This window comes from Vibrio sp. 1401 (assembly GCF_033340295.1).
Window position 1 is genome coordinate 1 of sequence record NZ_JAWOWF010000065.1, and the last position, 20,395, is coordinate 20,395.

The window sequence follows — 20,395 nt, forward strand, 5'->3', positions numbered from 1 at the left end:
TCACTCCGTGTCGGTGGATGCGCAGTATAGGGAGTTGAGAAATTAGTACAAGCGTTTTTTGCAAAAAAACTTTCAACAGGTCATTAGTTAGCCAAAAGCGTGATATTTGCATATTTCTTCGTCACATTTGAGACATATCACAGCAATTGGTTGGAAAAACACCAACCATATACGTAAGATTCATGTGTCTATTCTGTTAATGGACAATCGATCTCTTTATCACTATGTGTAGTAATTAAAATGACGTCTAAAAAAAATCTGATTTTATGTGTTGGGCTGGCCGTCGTTGGGGGAATCGTCTTCTCTCAAGTCACCATCCCACCAGCCTTGAGTTTTCTCATTGGTGTTATCGCTACTGCTTTTTTATTTTCATTTTCTAGCCAGACACCTTCTATTCAATCAACGGACTCGGATCCATCGACTAAAACTCTGTATGTCGGCAACCTTCCTTATAAGGCCAATGAGAGTCACGTTCGCGATTTGTTTGCTGAATATGGACAGGTCTATGCAGTACGCTTAATGAAAGATAAGCGCACTGGAAAAAGAAGAGGGTTTGGTTTTGTCGTGATGGCTGCGGCAGATGCCAAGCCAGCTATCGCTAAACTTAATGAAAAGGAATATATGGAAAGAACGCTAAAAGTTAGAATTGCGAACGATCCTAAACACCCGGATGGTGGTAAACCAGAACAGGATTAAAACCTAGCTTCTTTAAACAAATGTTCAGTGCATCTTCCTGCCAAGGAGTTGCACTGGCATAAATCGACTTACTTCCCTCTTCCGTATCCTCAATTTCATCACTTAATAGTAATGCTTTTACTCGACGTGCAATGGCTGCACCCGAATCAATTAAAGTAACGTCCCCACCCAAAGCTTGATGAATTTCCTCTTTGATTAAAGGGAAGTGAGTACAACCGAGCACCGCAACGTCTACTTTATCGCGAAGCGGAAGCAGGATTTTTGTCAGTTCGTCTAGAGAAACGCTGTTGCCTCGCAACTTCTCTTCGGCCATATCCACCAAGCGAGTTGATCCCAACAGCTCAACTGGTTTGCCTTGCGCAAAGTCTCGTATTAACTCGTGAGTATATTGGCGTGTTACTGTCGCCGGAGTGGCGATCAGCCCTACCCCTTTTGATGCTAAAAGCGATGCGGGTTTAATCGCAGGGACAACACCAACAACGGGAATCGATAAATTTTCGCGTAAGGAAGGAAGCACTATGGTGCTCGCCGTGTTGCAAGCAATGACGACAATGTCGACTTGGTGTTCTTCGACTAAAGAAGAGACCAGTTGGTTAACTCGTGAAACGAGTACAGCCTGATCGAGTTCACCATAAGGGTAAGCCTGATTATCGAATAAGTATAAGTAGTCTAGCTGGGGCAATAGGCGATGTATCTCTTGGAATACAGAAAGACCACCAACACCAGAGTCAAAAACTAGGACTTTTTTCTTACTTGCTACTCGCACGAGTCTTACCTAAAGAACAGAAACGTTGCGATCATACTGCGTAGATTTGTTTTGGCAATGCTTTAGCATGGTATCTTTGATGGCTGAATCTATCTCCAGATTCTACATCTCGCTTCGTCAACTCGATATGTCCTTGAAAAGATGGCGAAGACGTGACCAATGTGTGAAATTCACCATTTTCCCCACAGGGATCAATTTGACTTGGTAATGACTCTATTAGGGCTTTGTCATACCAGCGACCACACCATTCTGGAGGGAGAACTCTTCCGTCGATGGTGATTAACATAGTTTGAATACCACGCTCTATGATTTCCATCGCTAGTTTTTCGCTGCTCTCCCCTAATAGAGGAAAGACGCATTCCCAGCCAACAGGTTCAATATAGCTGCGTCGGTAATCGGCAATGCCATTACAAAACATATCACCAAATGCGACAGCTTCTATGTTCAGACCACTACTTTGTAATGCATTAACGATGGTCGATTGATAAATGTCGTTACTTGGAAAGATTTCAGGTAGCTCGATAGTAATGAGCGGAAGCGCAAGTAAGTCTGCTTGCATTTGTACGACTTCAAGCGGAGTTGCTTGGAAAGGGACTTCTTTCCCTACGTAAGTCGTGTACAAACCGACAACTTGATAATTTGGATTCTCGTTAAGGCGCTCAAGCGTTAATGTCGAATCTTTACCACTGGACCAACTGATCACCACTCGCTTGGGTTTCTTCATTCGATTTTCCACCACAAAATATTAAAAACCGCCCGAAGGCGGTTTGTGCTCATTCACGATTAGAATTCGTAGCCAACGTTGATATAGTACGCTCGCTCTGCAGCGGGGTAACCTTTTGCCATCTCATACTCTTCATCAAGTAGATTATCGATACGAGCGCTAATAGAGGTCGACTCATTCGGATAGTAAGTCACTGCCGTATCAACCAACGAGTAAGAAGAAAGCGTGATATCTTGTGAAGGCCAAGTGCTGTAATCCACATCTGGACGCTTACCGACGTACTGATAGCTAACCGACCAGTCCACTTTATCGAAGCTCACTAAAGCATTCCACTTATACATTTCTTTAGCGCGACGCTGCAACTGATGCCCTTTATCGTCTTCAGCATCTTTGTAATCTGCACTCAACTGGTGCTGCACAATCCCTGTATCAAACTCAGCAACAAGCTCCACACCTTGGATATGTGTTTCACCATCGACATTCAAATATTTGTACGTGGTTGGATGGTAATCGATAAGATTCGTGATTTTATAGTCATAACCCGTGACGGACCAAAAAACGCCTTGGACATCACCGCTGAATGCTAGCTCCCAAGCATCTGACTCTTCCGGCTTCAGATCTTTCTCACCGTATGTCGGGTCATACTGCTGATATAGGTTTGGAGCCTTAAACGCAGTACCAAAAGAGGCTTTAACCCCAAACTCTGGTACAAACTGGTAACCAGCCGCTAAACTGTAAGTGAACTCACTACCGTATTCTTCATTATCATCAAGGCGAGCACTGCCCTCGAGCATTGCTTTATCAATACTAGTGGTTGCCATACCAAACAGAGCGCCATTGGTACGATCAAACGTTTTATTCGCACTCTTGTCTTTATAAGACTCGTTGCGCCAATCAATACCACCAGCCAACGTCGTATTGTTGTTTAGCAAGTAACTGTTGGTCCACTGGACATTTTGCTGCTCAAGTTCATCTTCAGTACCTGAGTGTTTGCCTTTTGCTTGCTCATAGTTCCAAGACTTCTGTTTCTGTGCTGTTACTTGTAGTTCTGACATCACATTATCAGACTGATACTTACCGCCCAGAGTGACAGAAAGATCGTCTTTTTCTGCTTCGTAGTAACCGCGACTACCGTAGCTGCTGTCATATTGATAAACATTTTCGTAAGCACGTAGGTTACCAAATGCAGACCACTGGTCATTGAAGTTATGCACGTAACCTAGCAGACCATTCTTTGTATCAAAGCCATGGCGATCACCGTCATTAACTCCCGGTACAGGACGAACGTTATAACCATCATCACTTTCACTACCAAGCGCGATATTTAGCTGGCCGCTCTCTGTGACTTTAATACCAGATGCCACACTCAATTCTTGATAATCTAAACTACCTAAACCCGCACTTAACTTCGTTCCTTCTTCGTCAGCACGCGCAATGGTGATGATATTGATCACGCCACCAATCGCTTCTGAGCCGTAAAGTGACGCACGCGCACCACGCACGTACTCAATACGTTGAACGTAAGTAAGTGGGATTTGGTTAAAGTCCACAGCGCCCTTCGCTGCTCGTGCAAAACGTACGCCATCAACCAGTACTAAAACTTGGTCGGAACTGGTTCCACGAACAAATAAAGACGCTAACTGACCACGACCACCATTTTGTGAAACTTGAATTCCGGTAAGGCGACGCAATACATCTGGTAGGGTTTTCGCTTGAATGCGATCGATGTCTTGTCGAGTAACTACTTCGACATCTGCCAACGTACGGCTTTCGGCTTGCTCAAAACGGTTTGCCGTAACAACGATGGTTTCGTCAGTGGAGGTTTCCTGGGCCTGTAGATAAGAGACAGGTGAAAGCAGCGATGCCAAAGTGATCGCCAGTGCGGATTTTCTCATTGTATTGTCCTAAATCGCGTAATTCCTTCCGAGCCCTGTCGTCATGACAGTCCAGTGCTGTGGCTCAGTTGTTGGCAGGTATTCGGACTCAAGAGCACGGGTGTACCGCCTACTTGCTCGACTTCCCACATAAACTAATGCAGTGTCTGATGAGCGTTCGTTCTCTTTTACCGCTGCGCGTCAGTTCTGGATTTACACCAGATTCCCATTTCAGCCATCTAGATTGCTAGATAGCACCAACTTGAGGCAAATATTATTCAGCTATTGATTATTTGTCCAGCCAATATTGCCCTTAGAAGTTGTAACGTTTTGATTGATTTTGCTTTCTACTCTGCCTGTACGCACTATCTTTAAATCAATTCCAGTACAAAACTGGACATCCTATTGAGATTGAATAAAATCTGCGCTCTTAAATTGAATGCACCATAAAAGGTAAGATCATGGCTACTCTTGATGTAAACCCACAACGCTACCAAGAACAACTGGCAGAAAAAGTCGAACGTCTCACGGATATGTTCGCGCCATACAACATGCCAGAACTGGAAGTGTTTGAATCACCAGAGCAGCACTACCGCATGCGTGCTGAGTTCCGTGTTTGGCATGAAGGCGAAGATCTTTACTACATCATGTTCAACCAAGAAACTCGTGAGAAATACCGTGTTGACCAATTTCCTGCTGCAAGCCGTCTGATCAACGACCTGATGCCGCTATTGGTTGAAGCGATGAAAGACAACGACTCACTACGTCGTAAACTGTTCCAGGTGGATTTCCTATCGACACTAAGTGGTGAGATTCTGGTTTCACTCCTTTACCATCGCCAACTTGATGAAGAGTGGATTGAAAACGCGAAAGCCCTTAAACAGCGTTTAAATGATGAAGGCTTCAATCTAAACATCATTGGTCGTGCTCGTAAGATGAAGATTGTCCTAGACCGCGACTACGTGATCGAGAAGCTCGATGTAAATGGTCAAAGCTACATCTACCAACAAGTAGAGAACAGCTTCACTCAGCCGAACGGCAAAGTCGCAGAGAAGATGTTGGAATGGGCTGTCGACTGTACCCAAGAAAGCACTGGTGACCTACTAGAACTTTACTGTGGTAACGGTAACTTCTCGCTGGCGTTGGCACAGAATTTCGACCGCGTACTGGCAACTGAGCTAGCGAAGCCATCTGTGGTATCTGCACAGTACAACATCGCTGCCAATAAGATTGATAACGTACAAATCTTACGTCTATCAGCAGAGGAATTTACTCAAGCGATCGAAGGTAAGCGTGAATTCCGTCGTCTACAAGATGCAGGTGTGGATCTGAAGAGCTACAACTGCAACACGATTTTTGTCGATCCACCACGTGCTGGGATGGATGTCGATACTTGTAAAATGGTGCAAGGTTACGAGCGCATCATGTACATCTCTTGTAACCCTGAAACTCTAAAAGAGAACTTGGACATTCTATGCGAAACACACAACGTGACGCGTTTTGCTCTGTTTGACCAATTCCCTTATACCCACCATATGGAAGCGGGCGTGCTATTGGAACGCAAAATGTAACCCACGGCGTCAAATACAAAAAAAGCGAGCTCAATGGCTCGCTTTTTTTATTTGATTCGTTTGCTTATTCCGCAGAAGTCTTCTTACTGACAAAACCTAGCTTCTTACCAATCCATGCGAGTAAGATCATTGAAACCATGATCGCAAAGAAGTTTGAGCCTGCTTCTGGGTATTGCGCTTTAATAAACGCAGAGTGACCAAACGCACCTACGAAGAAGCACGCCAAGCCAACTAATGGGATATCTTCTGATACCGGATTATTTAGGTACTCTTGGTAAAGAGCTTGTACAGCCAGTACGAGTGCAATCAATGGGAAGATTGAAAAAGACACTTCACTCATGGTCAACCATGACAACAAAGCATCACCACACATACCTGCAACCAGTGCCAAAATCAGCGTTTTCTTTTCAGATTTATTTCCATTCGACATTATTCTATCCCGCCTTTTAATCGGTTACGTTCACGTTCTTTGCGATACCAATAGGCCCCTTTGGCTATCATTCGCAATTGCATGATCAATCGCTCGGCGAGTTCATCGCGCTCACGTCGATCTAAATCTAAAGCTTCAGCCCCCGAACTGAAAACCAAAGTCACAGACGCTTCTGCTTGAGTATACGCCTCTTCTCTGGTCACGCCGGTGCTCATTAAATACTCGGTTAATTCTGCCGCAAAATGCTGGATTTCTCGAGCAACAGCGGTACGAAATTCAGCAGAAGTGCCGGAGCGCTCACGCAACAACAAACGAAAAACGTTCGGACTACTTTCAATGAATTCCATAAAGGTTTCGACCGAGGTACGAATTACGCTACCTTCTTTCACAATACGTTGACGCGCCTGACGCATCAGTTGACGTAGTAGCAAACCGCCTTCATCGACCATGGTTAAGCCTAGCTCATCCATATCTTTGAAGTGACGGTAAAAAGAAGTCGGTGCAATCCCTGCCTCTCGGGCGACTTCTCGCAAGCTAAGGCTGGAAAAGCTGCGATCCGCACTTAACTGACTAAATGCCGCATCGATCAATGATCGACGTGTCTTCTCTTTTTGCTGTGCGCGGATTCCCATCGATTTCATTCTTAACTTGCTCTTTTTCTGTAGGGTACAAGAGCCTCAATATAACGCAATTTGCTCCTACGGAGAAAGATATGTTGCTTCGCTCGCTCTGAGCGCCGAGAACGTTACTATTGGCATGCATCTAATTGCAATGTTCTCGATGCAATTTATAGACATACAACATACCAAATCACCCTTTTGGTCGATTCTGCGTGATCACTTCCACTCTCTAACAGGCATTACGTGTACCAATAGAGTAAATGAGTTAAAATCGCGCTAAAGCAATGTTAAGCAAATATAACAAGGAAGGCATCATGGCGCATGTTAATCACTATGACGTGATCGTAATCGGTAGTGGCCCTGGCGGAGAAGGGGCTGCAATGGGATTAACCAAAGCGGGACTGAATGTTGCCATTGTCGAGAAAGAAAGCAGTGTCGGCGGCGGTTGTACTCACTGGGGTACCATTCCATCAAAAGCACTGCGTCATGCCGTTAGCCGCATCATCGAATTTAATAGCAACCCGCTATTTTGTCGAAACAACACCAGCGTTCATGCAACATTTTCTGACATTTTAGGTCATGCTAAATCGGTCATTGATAAGCAAACTCGACTTCGTCAGGGCTTTTATGACCGTAACTCATGCACACTTTTGTTCGGAACCGCGCGATTTATCGATAACTACTCAATTGCAGTGATGCAAAGCGACGGTACAGAAGAAATCTATTCTGCGGATAAGTTTGTCATCGCGACGGGTTCTCGCCCGTATCAGCCTAACGACGTAGATTTCTTGCATGAGCGCATCTACGACAGTGATTCCATTTTGAGCCTGAAACACGACCCTCGCCATATCATCATTTACGGTGCGGGCGTTATCGGTTGTGAATACGCTTCTATCTTCCGCGGCCTTGGAGTGAAAACCGACCTTATCAATACCCGCGACCGCTTGTTGGAGTTTTTGGATAACGAAGTGTCAGATGCGCTGTCTTACCACTTCTGGAACAGCGGTGTAGTAATTCGTAATGATGAGACCTATGAAAAAATCGAAGGCACAGAAGATGGCGTGATTATTCACCTACAATCTGGCAAGAAGATGAAGGCGGACTGCTTGTTGTATGCGAATGGTCGAACAGGTAACACCGATAAGTTGAATTTGGGTGCTGTGGGTCTGGAAGCGGACTCTCGCGGACAACTAAAAGTAAACCGTAACTACCAAACCGATATTGAGCACATTTACGCTGTAGGCGATGTCATCGGTTACCCTAGCCTTGCAAGCGCCGCTTATGACCAAGGGCGATTTGTCGCACAAGCCATTACGAAAGGTCAGGCAGAAAACTATCTGATTGATGATATTCCAACGGGTATCTACACCATCCCAGAGATTAGCTCTGTGGGTAAAACCGAGCAAGAGCTAACAGCTGCGAAAGTACCGTATGAAGTAGGACGCTCTTCGTTCAAGCATCTAGCTCGTGCACAGATCGCAGGGAAAGACATCGGTAGCTTGAAGATATTGTTCCATCGTGAAACCAAAGAAATTTTAGGGATTCACTGTTTTGGCGAACGTGCCGCGGAAATTATCCACATCGGTCAAGCCATTATGGAGCAAAAAGGCTCAGCGAATACCATCGAGTATTTCGTCAATACCACCTTCAACTATCCAACAATGGCCGAAGCGTATCGTGTCGCTGCGTTGAATGGTTTGAACCGCTTGTTCTAATCTATGCTTCTTGATAGCAGACAGAAAAACAGCAGGCTTGGACCTGCTGTTTTTATATCAACATTGTGCGAGGAAGGTATCCTTGTGCCATTGGTAGAGAAAGATAACCCCTAAACCAATACCCCGCATCAACATAAAGCTCGTCATTGCAAACCACAGCGCGTGATTTTCCCACTCGGCGAACAAGTAAAAGACAACAAAGAAACTGCTGGTCGCGACAAACATACTATTGCGCATGTCTTTGCCTTTGGTTGCACCGACAAAAATGCCATCCAATAGAAAGCACCACATCGACGCAAGTGGCATCACCACCAGCCAAGGTAGATACACCGCTGCTTGCTGCTGCACCGCTTCAATCGAAGTGATCATGGCGATCAAGTGCGATCCCGCCAAACCAAATACCGCAGTCAAACCTAAACAGATGATCAGACTCCAGAAGAAAGTACCAATCAACGAAGCACTGAGTTGCGCTCGGTCTTTGGCACCAATCGCTTCGCCAACCATGGCCTCGATGGCATAGGCAAATCCGTCCATGCCATAGGAAATCATCATCAAGAAACTCATCAATACCGCATTAGCCGCAACCACATCATCACCAAAGCTCGCACCTTGGAAAGTCATAAAGCTAAACGTAGCTTGTAAACATAGCGAGCGTAAGAAGATATCGCGATTGAGTTTTACGAACCGCCCTAGCCCATGTTGAGTATCGGTTAGCAGGCTCTTAGGTGATGGCAACTGACGCGATCGCCATGTTTTCCACACACACATCAAGCCAAACGCCATGCCTGAGTAGTCAGCAATCACCGATGCCAGCGCAGCGCCTTCTACTTTCCACCCCAAACCAATCACAAACAACAAATCGAGGGCAATATTAGTCACGTTGGTGATGATCACCATCCACATTGGTGCTTTGGAATTTTGCGTCCCGAGCAGCCACCCCAACAACACAAAGTTCATTAGCGCAGCGGGGGCACTCCACACACGGATAGAGAAATATTGCATGCCGTAGTGTTTTACCTCTGCGCTGGCGTCACTCCAGCCAAAGATCAAATCAGCAATCGGGTTATGGGCAATAAGGAAGACTAACGCAAACAGCAGCGCCATAAGTGAGCCTTGCATAAACACCAAGGCAAGTTGCTTTCGGTCTTCACCGCCATAGGACTGCGCCGCCAACCCAGTAGTCGACATACGCAAAAAACCAAGCAGCCAAAACGTCACGCTGATCATGGTGCTGCCCAACGCAACACCACCCAAATACCAAGTGTGGTCTAGATGACCAATCACCGCAGCATCAACCAAACCGAGCAATGGAACAGTAATATTCGACAGCACCATAGGTATCGCTAAAGCTAAAACTTGGCGATGAACTTTTGGGTTAGATAAAGGAGAGAAGATTGAATTTGTCACAGGCACCTCATCAGTAAGATCGACGAGTGTACCTGAGCGCTTAACGACTAGCCAATTACCACTTGATGTGAACGAGGACTGGCGTGAGGCGATGCTTCAACATTGGAATCTTATTAAGCCAACGCTGCCAAGCTTTCCAACGAGAACAGAATCTATCGAATGGCGAGAAAGCTTTCACCCATTGTGCCCATGGTAACCATTGCAATATCTGTGCTGCAGGTGCTTCAAAGCCATGAGCATAACGATCAGAGCCAAGCTTTTGTCCCCACTTGGTTTCCGTTAAATCTCCTGCCAGCACCATACACAGTTCAGCAGAAACAAAATGTCGACCTAAGGTTTGAATAAATTTCGCGACTTGACGCTCTGTGCAATCGAGCAGTGCCATTTCACATAAAATGAGTACCGGTGCTTGCTCTGGAATGGCTAACGTCTCTAGCCACGACATTTCATCCACACTGCCACAGCGATGTTCATAGCGTTCATTTTTGTGGAACAAGCGCTGACGCCATACCAAATTTTCCGTCACATCCAGCTCTATCCAATGGCAGCGTCCATTATCCAAACGATAAAAGCGGGTATCCAGCCCCGCTCCGACATTGATTATCCAGGCATAGGGATACTGCTGTAAGAAGTGACTAACCTGCTGGTCACAAAGCTGAGTCAGCGTCACGTGCAGCAATTGCTTCTGCGCAATATCACCACTCAAACAATCCGGCGCCATCTTACAGCTCAAACACGCTTTAGCTGCTATCGGATCGTACACCAAGCCATTGTCGACCATGCTTTCACGGCTACGCAATAACAGTGGCTTCAATAGATGGTTAGGAACTTGACGTTTAGACTGAGACATGGGCATTTCCTGCGCCAGAGAGAAAACATAGACATTAATAAAGATGATAATGAATATCAATTACATTATCAAGCTTATAAATTGGCCAAAACAAACAAGGTCAAGATGATGAGCAAGCTTTTGGAGGAAGTAGAAAAAGAGAAAAGAAGAGAAAAGACAAAACAGCCCAGATCAACTGGGCTGCTTAAATACACTTACATCCAATCGGTATTACGAATAATACCAACGGCTAAGCCTTCAATCGTAAGGTGCTGAGACGTTAAGTCCACTTGGATTGGGGCAAACTCTTCATTCTCAGCATGCAGTAATATGGTTGAGCCTTTGCGCTCCAAACGCTTCACAGTCACATCATCATCAACACGCGCAACGACAACTTGACCGTCTCTCACGTCTTGGGTTTTATGCACCGCGAGCAGATCGCCATCCATAATCCCGATGTCTTTCATACTCTCGCCATTTACACGAAGTAAGAAATCCGCTTGCGGTTTGAACATCGCAGGATCGACTTGGTAGTGCGCCTCTACGTGCTCTTGAGCCAGAATTGGCTCACCCGCTGCAACTTGACCAATCAATGGCAAACCCTGCTCATCATTGGCTGCGTCTTCAAGCAGGATACGAATCCCACGAGAAGCGCCTGGAATAATTTCAATTGCTTGCTTACGAGCAAGCGCTTTTAGGTGTTCCTCTGCGGCATTCGCAGAGCGGAAGCCAAGCTCACGCGCAATCTCTGCACGAGTTGGTGGCATTCCGGTGTCATCGATTTTACTTTTAATCAAATCGAAGACTTGTTGTTGGCGTGGCGTTAACGGCTTCATGTCTCACCTGTCTTTTTATACAGTTAACTGTGAGTATATCCAGTAAATGCTCAAATGAAAACCCAATTGGTTGTTTTTTAATTTATTTGTGGAGAGCTTTCAGCTTACCGATTAAGTTCATTCTTTATTCGTTTAAAACACCGACTTTTCAGTTAATCAAGTCAAAGCAATAACTTAGGGGTTCGACTAATTTACAGCCAATAAAATTAAAAGGTTTGACCAGTTTCTGGTATCCTTGCAGCGCTTAAATTTTATCGCCTAGGCTTATTTCTATTGCCGTACTCATCTCTTTTTATAGAGAAGACATGCAACGCGGAAACTGAAATAAGGTTAGGCCTGTTTGAATACCTATTGAGGCTGTGAACTTTATGTCTTCTGGACAATCATTTTCACGTTCATTACTAAAACTACCTTTATCGGTACTGGTAAAGGGCACCACAATCCCGTCGAACCCGATTGAAGATCTGAACATCGACCTAACTAAACCGATTGTATATGCCCTGCCGTTCCGCTCGAACGTGGATTTGCTGACACTGCAAAAACAAGCCATGAGCCTTGGTCTACCCGACCCGCTCAGCCCGCTGGAAATCAATGGCAAAACGCTGAACCGTTTCGTCTTTATCGCTGCGCGTCCAACTGTGATGAACAACGATAATGATGTCCCAACCGATTCTGTCTCTCTGTTCACTGACTTACTGGAACTGCACAAGCTGGATAGTGAGTTGGATGTTCAAATGATCCCTGCAACCGTGCTTTGGGGTCGTAAGCCAGGTAAAGAAGAGAACCAAAAGCCTTACCTTCAACCGATGAATGGTCCGCAAAAAGCCAAAGCAGTAATGGCGGCGGGACGCGACTGCTTAGTTCGCTTTAGTCCCGTGGTATCTCTGCGTTATATGGCAGACTCTCACGGTACCGACAGCGCAATTGCGCACAAACTGGCTCGCGTGGCGCGTATCCACTTCTCACGCCAGAAACTGGCTGCTTCAGGCCCAAACTTGCCACAACGCCAAGTGTTGTTTGCTCGTTTACTAAAATCTCCAGCTATTGAACTGGCGATTGCTGACGAAGCCAAGAGCAAAAACATCTCGATTGATAAGGCACGTAAAGAAGCCCACGACATCATGGATGAAATCGCCGCCGACTTCTCCTATAGTCTGGTGAAAAACGGCGACCGCATCCTGAGTTGGTTATGGACAAAACTATACCAAGGTTTGCACATCAATAACGCCTCGACTGTGCGTCGTTTAGCGCAAGACGGCCACGAAATTGTGTACGTTCCGTGTCACCGTAGTCACATGGACTACCTGCTGTTGTCTTATGTTTTATACCATGAAGGCATGGTGCCTCCGCACATTGCGGCAGGCATTAACTTGAACTTCTTCCCGGCCGGTCCTCTTTTCCGTCGCGGTGGGGCGTTCTTTATTCGTCGTAGTTTTAAAGGCAACAAACTGTACTCAACCATTTTCCGTGAGTATCTAGCTGAGCTGTTTGCCAAAGGCTATTCAGTCGAGTACTTCAGTGAGGGTGGTCGTTCACGTACAGGTCGCTTACTGCAAGCGAAAACGGGTATGCTGGCTATGACCATCCAAGCAATGCTACGTGGTTTAAACCGCCCAGTAACGCTAGTGCCGGTCTACATCGGCTACGAGCACGTAATGGAAGTGGGCACTTACGCGAAAGAGCTGCGTGGCAAACGCAAAGAGAAAGAAAACGCAGGGCTTGTACTGCGTACTCTGCGTAAACTGCGTAACTTTGGTTTGGGCTATGTGAACTTCGGTGAGCCAATTCAGCTCAACCAATACTTGAACGAGCATGCTCCTGAGTGGACGAAAGACATCGACAGCATGGGTGGTAACAAACCACAATGGATGAATCCTGTGGTGAACGACCTTGCTAATAAGATGATGACGCACATCAACGATGCGGCGGCGGCAAACGCGTTGACCTTGTGTGCAACCGCACTGCTTGCTTCTCGTCAACGTGCACTTTCTCGTGACTCGCTGATCAATCAGATTGAGTGTTACTTAAAGCTACTCAAAAATAACCCGTACTCAAGCACCTCCACTATCCCTACCGAAAGTGCTGAGGAGTTGGTCGATCATGCAATTTCGCTTGATAAGTTCGTGATTGAAACCGATAGCATGGGTGACATCATTTCGCTGGACCGTAGCCAATCGATCCTGATGACCTACTATCGCAACAACATCATCCACTTGTTCGCTCTGCCGTCATTAATTGCCCAAATGCTCATTCGTCAGCGCAACCTTTCGGTAGCCAAGATTCAAGCGAATGTCGCGCAAATCTACCCATTCTTGAAGAAAGAGCTGTTCTTAAGTTACCAAGAAGACGAGTTAGATGAATTGGTCGTTAAAACACTGCATGAATTTGCCGATCAGAAAATGATTAGTCTTGATGGTGATAAGCTAGAGATCAATCAATCGAACAACCAGCCTTTGGTTCTGTTAGGTCGAACGATAACTGAAACGCTGCAACGCTACTCTATCGCGATGAACTTGCTTGTTGCTTACCCTGAGCTGGGTAAATCGGACCTAGAGCAGAAGAGCCAAGATATTGCTCAGCGCCTAGGGCGTTTGCACGGTATTAATGCGCCAGAATTCTTCGATAAAGGTGTGTTTACCGCGATGTTCAATACGCTCAAACAGCAAAAATACCTCGATAACGATGGTAACTGTGACACGAAGAAAACGCAGCAATTTGCACGGCTACTGTTCACTCTGCTTTATCCAGAAGTGAAACTGACGATCGAAGAGAGTATTCACCAACTTCGGTCGTAACCGTTTTACCTTCTTCCAATAAGAAAAAAGGCATCCAATCGGATGCCTTTTTCTATTTCTTCGCTTACCAAAATGCGACCAGTAACCCTATCGCTATCACCATGCCAACATAATTGTTGTTAAGGAAAGCCTTAAAGCACAACTCACGCTCACGGTGACGAATTAAGTGCTGCTGATAAACAAACAACGACGCTGCAATCAAAAGGGTCCAGTAGTAACTTTGTCCCAATTGGTAGAACTGCCCTAACCAAACCAACATCGCGAGTGTAATCAGTTGCAACACACCAATAATAAGCTTGTCATGACGACCAAACAGAATTGCCGTCGATTTAATGCCAATCTTTAGATCATCATCTCGGTCTACCATCGCATATTGAGTGTCGTACGCAATGGTCCACAAAGCGTTAATGAGGAACAAAAACCAAACAATCAATGGTAATTCCCCAGTTTGTGCAGCCCACGCCATTGGAATCGCCCAGCTAAAAGCCAAGCCTAGAAATAGTTGTGGAATATGAGTGTAACGCTTCATAAATGGATAGATGAACGCCAACACAATACCAGCGAAGGATAGCTGAATCGTCAGCGGGTTCATGGTCAGCACTAACAAAAACGAGCTGATACCCAAAACCAAAAATAATCCAATCGCCTCTTTTGCTGTCACTTTCCCTGATGGCAGTGGACGTTGCTTAGTACGCTTTACATGGCCATCGACTTTGCGATCTGCAAAATCATTAATCACGCACCCCGCACTACGCATTAGGAATACCCCCAATACAAACACGATGAATACATCCCAACTTGGCATCCCTTGGGCTGAGATAATTAGCGCCCAAATCGTTGGCCACATCAGTAACAGTGAACCAATCGGGCGATCCATGCGCATCAGTTGCCAATATGCTTTGGCTTTTTCTGCGGACATTTACACTGTCTCCTTAGCGTAAACTGGTGAATTAGATAAGAATAACTCGGCGACTAGCATCGGTTTGTGATTCATCCACAACCTTGAGCGTCGCGCTAACAAACGTCCTTCTGGTACGGCTACCCATCCCATTTGTAAAGAGTCTCGCTCAACGTTATCTGCGCTGAACACTGTTAATCCTAATGGGATATCCCCTTGTTGAGCCAAATCATACTGCTGATCAACTAAGGTTGAGCGAGGAATCAATGTCCGCCCAATAACCCAGTTATTATTGTCACCGCACAAAATTACCTCTCTCAGTAAGCAATCTTGTTCGGACAATAACTGGCTTTCGTCCTGTTTTAATGTCGCTGCAGTGACGATCTGATTTTGTAGCAATTCTACCGTTAACGCTTGGCAGTGCTGTTTTAAACGACGTGACAAAGACCCTTGCTCTTCAAGCCAGTGCTTGGCAAATTCATTTGGAAATTCGAATTCTTCGGGGTTTTGCCACTCTACTTCCAATAAAGAAGCAAGATAGAGTGATGTTGGCTGATTCATACTAGTATTCAATTGGAGGCTTTATGCGTACAATAAAGCAACAACTTACCGTCCATAGTAATGTATGTAACCGTAAGTTCCGTTATTTGTTATAGACGGCCCATTGTATCAAGACTGAAGCGATTCGAATATCGCGATCCAGAGAAAGAAAAGTTAGAAATATGTACAAACGTTATATAGCCCAAATTATTTTTGCGTTAACCATACTATTCGCCGCACCAAGTTGGGCTGAAACGGAAGAAGCTGGACCTAAGTTGGCATACTTTACCCTAGAGCCTGACCTCACTACTAACTTTTACACCAAAGGCAAAAAGTTAGGTTATGTGCAAGTGCGCATCGACATCATGGTAATGAGTCAACAAGATTTATCAGTTGTTGAGCATCACCAACCTTTGATTCGCGATGCAGTGATTGAATTATTGGGTAAGCAAACAGAAGATACGATTAAGTCCCTGTCTGGCCGAGAAGATCTGCGCAAAACCTTAGTGACGACCCTCAACGAAACGCTTTTGCCTGAAACAGGTAAAACCATCATTGCCGATTTGTTGTTTACAAAATACCTTTATCAATAAACCCAAATCCGTTTTGAACATAAAAAAGACCGCTCTTGAGCGGTCTTTTCATTTCATCTGCTTTAGGCTTGCTGTTGGTATTTCATCTTGCCTGAATCAAACAGCGCAATCGCCATCCCCGACAGTAGCCCAACTAAGTGAGCGGTGTTTGCAATCGCCATAAATGGCTGCACAAAACCAAGAACTAACCATACCAACATAAAGACGATGATTGGCTTGGGTAGCGTAAGGCCTAAATGTGGCAAGCGGTAACCCAATATCCACAAATAACCAAGCAGTGCATAGACCACGCCAGACAAGCCGCCGAAGTTAGCCCCTTCAACATAGAACTGGCCTGCCCCTGAAAACGCTGCCGACACCACAAAGAGTTGCAATAGCTTACCGGAACCGAGACGACGTTCGATGTCGCCACCCAACTGCCACCACCATAGTAAGTTAAACACGATGTGAGTTACTGAAAAGTGCAGTAACGCATGACTTAGCCATCGCCACACTTGCCATTGTTGCCCCTCAAAAGCCGGGAAGTGCAACAACTTAAACACGCCATTGCCAAAGCCAAACATTTGTAACAAGTAGATGATGATACAGACTGTCATGATCAGCAAAGTCATGGGGCCAGCTTTCGCTTTGACCATGCTTATGATACTCGGGCTGGAATAATGAAATGTGCTCTTACGAGTATCGGCAACGTCCCACGAGGCGGCGCTGTATTTTGAATCAGACGGGTTAGCAAGGAACAGCTTAAGTTCGGCTTCCGCTTCTATTTCATGCTGGCTATCAGTCAGCCACAGCGCAAATTGCCCATCCCCTTCTGGCATCATTTCGATGTCAATTTGGCGAGAGGCCATATAATCAATAAAGGCTTGCGCCATACGTGGATTATTTAACGTTACCAATCTCTTCATTAACTTCTCACTATCGGTAGTTCTGCTCGATGCCAGGCTTCAAAGCCACCATCTACACTGTACACCTGTTCAAAGCCTTGGTTAACCAAATATTGCGCCGCACCTTGGCTACTAATACCGTGGTAACACATCACTAGAATAGGTTGTTCGAACTCCACTTCATCCATAAACGCAACGATCGTATCGTTAGTTAAGTGATACGCGGACTCCGCATGCGCAACGGCAAACGATTGAGGGTCACGGATATCTACAAGCTTCGCATCACCCTGCTCGAGCAGCGCTTGCGCACCTTGTACATCGATATGCTTAAACTGATCCATTTACTTTCTCATTGTCTTATTAATATACCCAAGCAACCTCGAACCTAACGTACTAATCAGCACCCGTGGTACAGCATAAAATCCATATTTGAAGCTGCTTGGGTATACTGCCGCTATTGTAACCTATCCAACGGCAAACTTAGACACATGGATAATCAGGCTTTTCAAAAGTGTACACATTCCAACCATTTGTGGATAAAGCTGTGAATTGCGTTGATAAAGTGTATTTGGATCTTTTGATCCACAATATGTAGTGATGATCCTGATCTAACTGTGTGTATATCTATAACTATCCCCAGATGGAAAAGTGCTTGAATCCCTTATTTTGTCCGGGTTTCGAACAGTTGATAAATAATTACTTCACAGAGTTATACACAGGTAGCACATAAAATCCGGATCGCAAACGCTATCGATTTTCGATCGACAATAAAAAAGCCGAGATCACATGATCTCGGCTTTCTATGAAAATCTTACTTTCAATTAGCAGTGGAAATTAAAATTCACCCACAGCCAATTTTAGTTTCTTCATTGCATTTTTTTCTAGCTGGCGAATACGCTCGGCAGAAACACCGAACTCATCAGCTAAGTCTTGCAATGTTGCTTTCTCATCATCTAACCAACGAGAACGCACGATGCGCTGACTACGCTCATCCAAACTCGCTAATGCATGACCCAAGCGATTGTTGGTATGCATTTCCCAGTTGGCGGCTTCAATGTTGTCGGCCACATCAGACGATTTGTCTTCTAGGTATAGCATCGGCGCTGTGTAAGCGTTTGAGCTGTCGTCTTCATCAGTTGGCATATCAAAGGTTGAATCCACCGCCGCTAAGCGTGATTCCATCTCGCGAACTTCAGAAGGCTCAACACCTAACTCGCGCGCAACGGTTTCTACTTCACCGTTGTTAAACCAACCCAAGCGCTTTTTCGACTTACGCAGGTTGAAGAACAATTTACGTTGCGCTTTAGTGGTCGCAATTTTCACGATACGCCAGTTACGTAGCACGTATTCGTGGATCTCTGCTTTGATCCAGTGGACAGCGAAAGAAACCAAGCGAACCCCTACTTCTGGGTTAAAACGCTTAACGGCTTTCATTAGACCGATGTTACCCTCTTGCACAAGATCCGCCATTGGCAAACCGTAGCCAGAGTAACCACGAGCAACGTGAACAACGAATCGTAGGTGCGAAAGAATTAGACCTTTTGCAGCCTCAATCTCACCTTTATAGTGTAATCGTTCTGCCAGCTCACGCTCTTCGTCTGCAGTCAGCATTGGGTAGCTGTTTACTGAGCGAATATAGCTATCAAGGCTATCTTGCGTGACTAGAGCCATCGGATACGCTTCTTTTGTCATTCAATTCCTCATCAATCTCTGATCTGGAGCATTACATTGCAATTTAGCTTCGATATCTTGAACTCAAAATGAACAAGTTTCAAGAAGGGGAAGCAATTATCCATAAACATTTGGTCTAAGCAAGGGTTCAAAATTAGCTAGTGCTAATGAAATCCAAGTAATAAGACCGCCATCACTTAAACTGGTTCAATTTCTTTTAAATGTCGTTGCGCAGAAAAGCGCGCCGCAATACATCCCAAAAGACTCCCAATGATGATTAGTAACAAAGATTCATCCCAACTTAGACCAATCAGGCGGAACTGGCTATCGTACAACGCAGCAAGGTCTTCCACCGCACTATTCATGACAATGGTCACTAAAGCCGTTACCAACCACGCAATAGTGGCACCTAACACGCCAAACCACATGCCTGTGTACAAGTAAGGGCGCAGAATAAAACTGTCCGTCGCACCGATCAGTTTCATGGTTTGAATCTCTTCTTTATTCGCCAGCACATTAAATCGCAATGTATTGCCAACGATTAAAAATACCGCACCGAGCATCAGTACTGTCAGGGTAATGACAATAATACTCGCGAGAGTTTTGATGGCATCAAGACGCGCCAGCCAGTCTTCGTCAAGTCTCACGTCGGTCACATCTTGTTGCTCTCGAACGTCTTTGGCTAATGACTGAATATCACTTTTTAGCTCCGAATCTGGCGTAATCACCAACACACCAGGTAGCGCATAGCCACTTAAAAGACTGATAGCTTGGTCGAACCCTGCATATTGGCTTAAATCAGATAGACCTTGTTGCGGTGAAATATATTCTACCTCTTTTACCAAAGGCCAAGTTTCAATTTGATCTTTGAGAACCATCACTCGTGCATCCGGCATGCCTTCAACTAAGTAAGCACTAACTTGTGAAGGAGAAGCGACATCTTCCGCTGCCCCCGCAACGTTTTTCCCCAATAGATACAAACAAGCTGGCATGGCAAGTGCCATAGAGATGACCGCTAGGGTCAGAATGTTGCCTAGTGGTCGTTGCCATAAGGCGCTAAAAGAGGATTTAGCTTGTTTTGCGTGGACAGAGAAAAAACCATCGGTATTCGCACGCTTGGCACTGCGGCCTTTCCCCTTCTTTTGGGAGTGCTTGTTACCTGCCATAGTCTTCTACCTCACTTAGGAAGCCTTGGTTCAATTCAAAATGACGATACTGTGGGCGAGTGTTTACTAACCCCACATCGTGCGTGGCAAGTAGGATAGTCACGCCCGCACGGTTAAATTCTTCGAATAGACGCAACACACGGTTGGATAATTCTGGGTCAAGGTTACCCGTCGGCTCATCAGCCACCAGCAACGTTGGTCGATTAACCACAGCACGGGCAATACCGACGCGCTGTTGTTCACCACCAGAAAGTTGACTAGGTAGACAACGAGCTTTATCGAGTAAGCCCGTTTTATCTAACGCGGCTTTGTTGCGTAATTCGGACAGAAAACCAAGTCGTCCGAAATTGAATAATTATTAAACAATATACTGAGTTTCA

Annotated in this window: 19 protein-coding genes, 1 pseudogene and 1 riboswitch; of the genes and pseudogenes, 5 read left to right on the top strand and 15 right to left on the bottom strand. The window is 45.4% G+C overall.

The features are described from left to right. Positions 1-240 precede the first annotated feature (240 nt). On the top strand, positions 241-696 hold the full coding sequence (locus tag R7Z77_RS22130; protein WP_064354401.1) for an RNA-binding protein: 456 nt from the start codon (positions 241-243) through the stop codon (positions 694-696). Here the strand turns inward: R7Z77_RS22130 and murI are convergent. From murI to btuB, 3 genes are read right to left on the bottom strand one after another with little or no spacing between them, the layout of a single operon-like run. Continuing rightward, entirely contained in the window at positions 659-1,462 is an 804-nt protein-coding gene (gene murI / locus R7Z77_RS22135; protein ID WP_064354402.1) for a glutamate racemase, read from the bottom strand. The two genes, R7Z77_RS22130 and murI, sit on opposite strands and share 38 nt — an antisense overlap. Before the next feature lie 31 nt (positions 1,463-1,493). Beyond that, positions 1,494-2,186, bottom strand: coding sequence for an ATPase (locus R7Z77_RS22140; protein WP_005378675.1), 693 nt, complete (start codon positions 2,184-2,186; stop codon positions 1,494-1,496). Positions 2,187-2,245: 59 nt separating this feature from the next. Then, the gene (gene btuB, locus R7Z77_RS22145; RefSeq protein ID WP_005378674.1) at positions 2,246-4,081 is read right to left on the bottom strand and encodes a TonB-dependent vitamin B12 receptor; all 1,836 of its coding nucleotides are present in this window, start codon (positions 4,079-4,081) and stop codon (positions 2,246-2,248) included. Positions 4,082-4,136: 55 nt separating this feature from the next. After that, a riboswitch (cobalamin riboswitch) is annotated at positions 4,137-4,337 on the bottom strand. A 184-nt stretch (positions 4,338-4,521) separates the two neighbouring features. Here btuB and trmA point away from each other — a divergent pair. After that, on the top strand, positions 4,522-5,631 hold the full coding sequence (gene trmA / locus R7Z77_RS22150) for a tRNA (uridine(54)-C5)-methyltransferase TrmA (protein ID WP_047104456.1): 1,110 nt from the start codon (positions 4,522-4,524) through the stop codon (positions 5,629-5,631). 64 nt (positions 5,632-5,695) lie between these two features. Here the strand turns inward: trmA and R7Z77_RS22155 are convergent, their stop codons facing one another. After that, the gene (locus R7Z77_RS22155; protein WP_005378634.1) at positions 5,696-6,061 is read right to left on the bottom strand and encodes a YijD family membrane protein; all 366 of its coding nucleotides are present in this window, start codon (positions 6,059-6,061) and stop codon (positions 5,696-5,698) included. Beyond that, positions 6,061-6,702: an HTH-type transcriptional repressor FabR gene (gene fabR / locus R7Z77_RS22160; RefSeq protein WP_005378632.1), complete on the bottom strand. Its 642-nt coding sequence runs from the start codon at positions 6,700-6,702 to the stop codon at positions 6,061-6,063. The genes R7Z77_RS22155 and fabR overlap by 1 nt, the downstream gene beginning before the upstream one ends. Before the next feature lie 263 nt (positions 6,703-6,965). On the opposite strand from fabR, the gene sthA reads away from it, so the two are divergent. Next, the gene (gene sthA / locus R7Z77_RS22165) at positions 6,966-8,396 is read left to right on the top strand and encodes a Si-specific NAD(P)(+) transhydrogenase (protein WP_005389689.1); all 1,431 of its coding nucleotides are present in this window, start codon (positions 6,966-6,968) and stop codon (positions 8,394-8,396) included. 57 nt (positions 8,397-8,453) lie between these two features. Here the strand turns inward: sthA and dinF are convergent, their stop codons facing one another. The 3 genes from dinF to lexA form a co-directional block, all read right to left on the bottom strand. Continuing rightward, complete coding sequence (dinF, locus tag R7Z77_RS22170; protein ID WP_318136838.1) at positions 8,454-9,803, bottom strand: MATE family efflux transporter DinF; 1,350 nt, start codon at positions 9,801-9,803, stop codon at positions 8,454-8,456. A 55-nt stretch (positions 9,804-9,858) separates the two neighbouring features. Beyond that, entirely contained in the window at positions 9,859-10,659 is an 801-nt protein-coding gene (locus R7Z77_RS22175) for a class I SAM-dependent methyltransferase (protein WP_411913203.1), read from the bottom strand. Between the two features lie 188 nt (positions 10,660-10,847). Then, positions 10,848-11,468: a transcriptional repressor LexA gene (lexA, locus tag R7Z77_RS22180; protein ID WP_005378682.1), complete on the bottom strand. Its 621-nt coding sequence runs from the start codon at positions 11,466-11,468 to the stop codon at positions 10,848-10,850. Positions 11,469-11,836: 368 nt separating this feature from the next. Here lexA and plsB point away from each other — a divergent pair, with 368 nt between their 5' ends. Then, complete coding sequence (gene plsB, locus R7Z77_RS22185; RefSeq protein ID WP_053307422.1) at positions 11,837-14,263, top strand: glycerol-3-phosphate 1-O-acyltransferase PlsB; 2,427 nt, start codon at positions 11,837-11,839, stop codon at positions 14,261-14,263. Between the two features lie 64 nt (positions 14,264-14,327). Here the strand turns inward: plsB and ubiA are convergent, their stop codons facing one another. Then, a complete protein-coding gene (gene ubiA / locus R7Z77_RS22190) occupies positions 14,328-15,182 on the bottom strand; it encodes a 4-hydroxybenzoate octaprenyltransferase (protein WP_005378684.1) in 855 nt (284 codons plus the stop codon). After that, the gene (locus R7Z77_RS22195) at positions 15,183-15,722 is read right to left on the bottom strand and encodes a chorismate lyase (protein WP_005378686.1); all 540 of its coding nucleotides are present in this window, start codon (positions 15,720-15,722) and stop codon (positions 15,183-15,185) included. A 161-nt stretch (positions 15,723-15,883) separates the two neighbouring features. Between R7Z77_RS22195 and R7Z77_RS22200 the strand changes: the two genes are divergently transcribed. Further along, a complete protein-coding gene (locus tag R7Z77_RS22200) occupies positions 15,884-16,294 on the top strand; it encodes a flagellar basal body-associated protein FliL (protein ID WP_005378687.1) in 411 nt (136 codons plus the stop codon). Between the two features lie 62 nt (positions 16,295-16,356). Here R7Z77_RS22200 and glpG read toward each other — a convergent pair whose 3' ends face one another. The 5 genes and pseudogenes from glpG to R7Z77_RS22225 form a co-directional block, all read right to left on the bottom strand. Next, positions 16,357-17,199, bottom strand: a complete 843-nt coding sequence (gene glpG, locus R7Z77_RS22205; protein ID WP_047103977.1) for a rhomboid family intramembrane serine protease GlpG — start codon at positions 17,197-17,199, stop codon at positions 16,357-16,359. Continuing rightward, entirely contained in the window at positions 17,199-17,519 is a 321-nt protein-coding gene (gene glpE, locus R7Z77_RS22210; protein ID WP_005378691.1) for a thiosulfate sulfurtransferase GlpE, read from the bottom strand. Before glpE ends, glpG begins: the two co-directional genes overlap by 1 nt. Before the next feature lie 493 nt (positions 17,520-18,012). Next, positions 18,013-18,870 carry an RNA polymerase sigma factor RpoH gene (gene rpoH / locus R7Z77_RS22215; protein WP_005378693.1) on the bottom strand — a complete coding sequence of 286 codons (858 nt, stop codon included), beginning with the start codon at positions 18,868-18,870 and terminating at the stop codon, positions 18,013-18,015. Positions 18,871-19,046: 176 nt separating this feature from the next. Then, a complete protein-coding gene (ftsX, locus tag R7Z77_RS22220) occupies positions 19,047-20,015 on the bottom strand; it encodes a permease-like cell division protein FtsX (protein WP_005378695.1) in 969 nt (322 codons plus the stop codon). Next, positions 20,005-20,331: pseudogene (locus R7Z77_RS22225) on the bottom strand (cell division ATP-binding protein FtsE); the annotation flags it as partial. The pseudogene R7Z77_RS22225 and the gene ftsX, both read right to left, overlap by 11 nt. Positions 20,332-20,395: the final 64 nt, after the last annotated feature.

Coding starts and splice junctions, on each gene's coding strand:
- R7Z77_RS22195 (WP_005378686.1), bottom strand. CDS start 15,722: ATGAATCAGCCAACATCACTCTATCTTGCTTCTTTATTGGAAGTAGAG.
- R7Z77_RS22175 (WP_411913203.1), bottom strand. CDS start 10,659: ATGCCCATGTCTCAGTCTAAACGTCAAGTTCCTAACCATCTATTGAAG.
- rpoH (WP_005378693.1), bottom strand. CDS start 18,870: ATGACAAAAGAAGCGTATCCGATGGCTCTAGTCACGCAAGATAGCCTT.
- ubiA (WP_005378684.1), bottom strand. CDS start 15,182: ATGTCCGCAGAAAAAGCCAAAGCATATTGGCAACTGATGCGCATGGAT.
- fabR (WP_005378632.1), bottom strand. CDS start 6,702: ATGAAATCGATGGGAATCCGCGCACAGCAAAAAGAGAAGACACGTCGA.
- R7Z77_RS22130 (WP_064354401.1), top strand. CDS start 241: ATGACGTCTAAAAAAAATCTGATTTTATGTGTTGGGCTGGCCGTCGTT.
- R7Z77_RS22140 (WP_005378675.1), bottom strand. CDS start 2,186: ATGAAGAAACCCAAGCGAGTGGTGATCAGTTGGTCCAGTGGTAAAGAT.
- sthA (WP_005389689.1), top strand. CDS start 6,966: ATGTTAAGCAAATATAACAAGGAAGGCATCATGGCGCATGTTAATCAC.
- lexA (WP_005378682.1), bottom strand. CDS start 11,468: ATGAAGCCGTTAACGCCACGCCAACAACAAGTCTTCGATTTGATTAAA.
- trmA (WP_047104456.1), top strand. CDS start 4,522: ATGGCTACTCTTGATGTAAACCCACAACGCTACCAAGAACAACTGGCA.
- btuB (WP_005378674.1), bottom strand. CDS start 4,081: ATGAGAAAATCCGCACTGGCGATCACTTTGGCATCGCTGCTTTCACCT.
- R7Z77_RS22155 (WP_005378634.1), bottom strand. CDS start 6,061: ATGTCGAATGGAAATAAATCTGAAAAGAAAACGCTGATTTTGGCACTG.
- plsB (WP_053307422.1), top strand. CDS start 11,837: ATGTCTTCTGGACAATCATTTTCACGTTCATTACTAAAACTACCTTTA.
- R7Z77_RS22200 (WP_005378687.1), top strand. CDS start 15,884: ATGTACAAACGTTATATAGCCCAAATTATTTTTGCGTTAACCATACTA.
- glpG (WP_047103977.1), bottom strand. CDS start 17,199: ATGAAGAGATTGGTAACGTTAAATAATCCACGTATGGCGCAAGCCTTT.
- glpE (WP_005378691.1), bottom strand. CDS start 17,519: ATGGATCAGTTTAAGCATATCGATGTACAAGGTGCGCAAGCGCTGCTC.
- ftsX (WP_005378695.1), bottom strand. CDS start 20,015: ATGGCAGGTAACAAGCACTCCCAAAAGAAGGGGAAAGGCCGCAGTGCC.